We start from the raw sequence: 3,352 nt of genomic DNA, 5'->3' as shown, positions 1-3,352 counted from the left end.
TTTAATTCCATTTTTTTAAATATTTTCTGGCAATGCGGCAGGCCTGGTCAGGGAAACGATCCGCGAGCAGCCCGATCGCAAAAAGGCAGTAACGGGCATCGGTGTAGATGGCAGGATCGCGGGGGCGCAGGGAGAAGGGCTCTTCCGGGGAGAACAGGGTTTTCCGCAGAATCTCCCCAGCCTGAGGGTGATGGATAAAAATTCCTCCAGTGCCGATAAGATGTCCTATGTTGGTCAAGTCTTTTCCGTGCTGCACGTAGTACTGCCCCTGAGGGCCCCAAAGCGTTTCAATGGTGCCCGCGTGCCGCTCCATGGCGGCTTGGGCGGCACAGGCCGCCAGGGCGAAGTCCAGGTCCCGGCCCTCCTCGGACCGAGGAAGAGTTTCCACGCTCCGGGAGAGGCTTTGCAGTTTCTGCAAAAGGTCGGGGTGGGAGAAGCGGGCATTTTTCAAAATCCGCTCCTGGCCGCAAAGCTTGAGGATGAAACTGGCGTTGTAGCGGATCCCCAGATCCCCTTCCACGGTGCGTTTGGCCATCGGTTCAGGCAGGCCTTTGCAGACCACCCCGGCCTGAACCGGGTTCCCCAGGCCGATAGAGTGCACGTCGGTCGTAGCTCCGCCGATATCGACGACCACCAGATCACCCAGCCCGCGTTCTGAGGCTGTCCCCTGAGAGAGCAGCTGGGCGGCGCTCAGGACGGCTGTAGGAGTCGGCATGAGGATTCCTTCCACGAATTCCTCTGCCTTCTTCAGCCCCTTGGCCTCGATGATCCGTTCAATGAAAACCTTGCGGATCATGGCCCGGGCCGGCTCAACGTTTAACACATTGACCTCGGGCATGACATTGTCCGTAACCAGCGTCGTCTTGCCGGAGAAAGATAGAATGTCATTCACTTCATCGGCGGCTACTTTATTACCGGCGATCACGATCGGGCAGCGCACCTGGCTCTGGGCAAGCTTCTTAGCGTTTTCCAGGATGACCTCGCTGTTCCCGCCATCGGTTCCCCCGGCCAGGAGAAGGATATCGGGCTTGAGAGCTTCCAACTCTTGCAGCTCCCTGGAAGAAAGCCGGAAGGAATAAACTCTGATGACCTTGGCTCCAGCGCCCAGAGCCGCGCGCCGGGCTGCTTCCGCAGAGAGTTCCGGGATGAGCCCAATGGTAACCATGGCCAGCCCCCCTGCGGCGCTACTACTCGACAGTTTACAGCTGAAGGTACTGTTACGGATCTTGGGCGGGAGGAGATCGAGCGCCTCGCGCAGACCTACCATGATATCCGTTTCCACGGTTGTGCAACTCTGAGCGTAGGCAACGATCTCTTCAGCCGCAAGGTCAATGGCTTGAATCTTGGTGAAGGTACTGCCGAAATCGATGAGTAATGCCAGGGACATAAAAAAAGTAATGAGTTCGGAGAAACAAGATCGACACGTATCAAGGAGCAGGGGACGAAGCGCTTACAGAAGAACTTACTCCGAACTCCGAACTCCTGACTCCGAACTGCAGTTAAGGTCTTTCTTCAAATCCTCGATGACTTTCTTGGGGGAAACCCCGGGGGGATAGACGCGGTTGAACTTCATCTCCAGAAAGCGTCTTTCTACTTCTTCCCAGCCTTGCTTACCCACAACGAGATTTCCTCCCACAACCAGGTGGATATGGCCAATCCCTGCTTCGATACAGTTTTCGCGGAAGCCACGGCACTCTAATTCTCCATGGCCGCAAAGCGAGGCTACGAGGATGGCATCGGCCGCCGACTCGATAGCCGCCCGGATAAAGTCCTCTTGAGAGGAGAAAGTCCCGATGTTGACCACCTTGAACCCTTCACTCTCCAGGGCGTAAGCCATGATTTTATTCCCTACGACATGGGCATCAACACCCAAAACGCCGAGGACGACCGTCTTTTTCCCGCTCATTTTTAGGCCTGTATTTTCCCCTTTTTTTTCCATAAATTTCTGAAAAAAGGCATAACCAGAAGAACGATGGAAATAACCATCAGGCTGCCGCTTACTGGACGGCGGAAAAAAATCGACCAATCATTTCCTTCCCCGATCATCGTGGTTAAAAAGTAGCTTTCAGCCAAAGGACCCAGAATGACTCCTAGAATCAGGGGAGGAATGGGAAGGGCATACCTGCGCATAAAATAGCCCAGGATGCCAAAGATGGCCATAAACCAAACATCGGCAGTGTCATTGCGCAGGGCAAATGCCCCGATCAGGCAGAAAGTAATGATGAATGCCCCCAAAATATTTTCAGGAACCCGCATTAATTCGGAAAAAAACCTGGCAGTGAACAACCCGGTGAGGATCATGATCAGGTTGCAAATGAGCATTCCAACGAAGATGGTGTATACCGCTTCCGGGGTTTTGGTAAAAAGGAGCGGCCCGGGCTGGATGCCGTGGAGGAGAAAAGCGGCCATCATAACTGCTGTTGCCCCGCTCCCGGGGATGCCCAAGGTAAGCAAGGGGATCATAGCGCCGCCTGTAGAACCGTTGATGGCCGTTTCCGAAGCAACGAGCCCTTCCCAGGAGCCGTTGCCGAAATTTTCCGGATGCTTAGAAACTTGTTTTTCCACCCCGTAGCTGACGAAAGAAGCCACCGTGGCGCCAGCTCCGGGGATTGCCCCTATGACTACCCCGATCCCCAGGCCGCGGAGAATCGTTGCCTTCAGGCGCCACAGTTCGTTAAAACGTGGTAGCTGGGTCTTAGGCCTGATACGCAGGACTTCCATGGTTTCCTTATTTTTTAGGGTTAGTTGTTCAAGAACTTCTCCAATGGCAAAAAGGCCGATCAAGACGGTTACGAAATTTATCCCGGTCTCCAGGATTCGCGAACCGAAAGTAAAGCGCGGGACGCCGTAAATATCATCCATCCCCACCGTTCCCAAAAAAATACCGATGAAAAGGGAGATGAGAGCGCTACCGATAGAGCGAGTTCCGATGACTACGACGCTGGCCAACCCTAAAAAGACCACGGCGAAGTATTCACAAGAAGAAAAGGAGAGGGCCACTTTGGCAAATGGAGGGGAGGCCACGGTCATGATCAGGGCGCTGAAAAATCCGCCGAGGGCGGAGGTCATAATGGCCATCCCGAGGGCTTTGGAAACAAAACCCTTCTTGTTCAGCTTGTATCCTTCCCAAGTAGTAGGGACATTCATCGGATCGCCTGGAATGTTGAAAAGAATGCCCGTGATGGAGCCCCCGAATACCCCCCCACAGTAAATGCCGATCATAAGCAATAGAGAAGGGACAATCTCCATTAGGTAGGTAAAGGGCAGTACCAGGACAATGGCATTGAGCATGGTGATACCCGGAAGAGCCCCGGCGAGGACCCCGATGGTCAGGCCTATAAGGATCATCCCG

Annotated in this window: 3 protein-coding genes; all 3 read right to left on the bottom strand. The window is 54.2% G+C overall.

What is annotated here, in order from left to right:
• Position 1: 1 nt before the first annotated feature.
• Positions 2-1,387 (bottom strand): methylaspartate mutase accessory protein GlmL, encoded by a 1,386-nt coding sequence (glmL, locus tag Q7V48_07705; GenBank protein ID MDO9210618.1) that lies wholly within the window; start codon positions 1,385-1,387, stop codon positions 2-4.
• Between the two features lie 75 nt (positions 1,388-1,462).
• Positions 1,463-1,906, bottom strand: a complete 444-nt coding sequence (glmS, locus tag Q7V48_07700) for a methylaspartate mutase subunit S (protein MDO9210617.1) — start codon at positions 1,904-1,906, stop codon at positions 1,463-1,465.
• 2 nt (positions 1,907-1,908) lie between these two features.
• Positions 1,909-3,352: tripartite tricarboxylate transporter permease (locus Q7V48_07695; GenBank protein ID MDO9210616.1), on the bottom strand; the 1,444-nt coding region annotated here is incomplete at its 5' end.

The organism is Deltaproteobacteria bacterium (genome assembly GCA_030654105.1).
Classification (GTDB): domain Bacteria; phylum Desulfobacterota; class SM23-61; order SM23-61; family SM23-61; genus JAHJQK01.
This window is presented reverse-complemented; position numbering and strand designations above follow the sequence as displayed.

Bases quoted from the DNA above. Each gene is read 5' to 3' on its own strand.
- glmL (MDO9210618.1), bottom strand. From the start codon at position 1,387: ATGTCCCTGGCATTACTCATCGATTTCGGCAGTACCTTCACCAAGATT.
- glmS (MDO9210617.1), bottom strand. From the start codon at position 1,906: ATGAGCGGGAAAAAGACGGTCGTCCTCGGCGTTTTGGGTGTTGATGCC.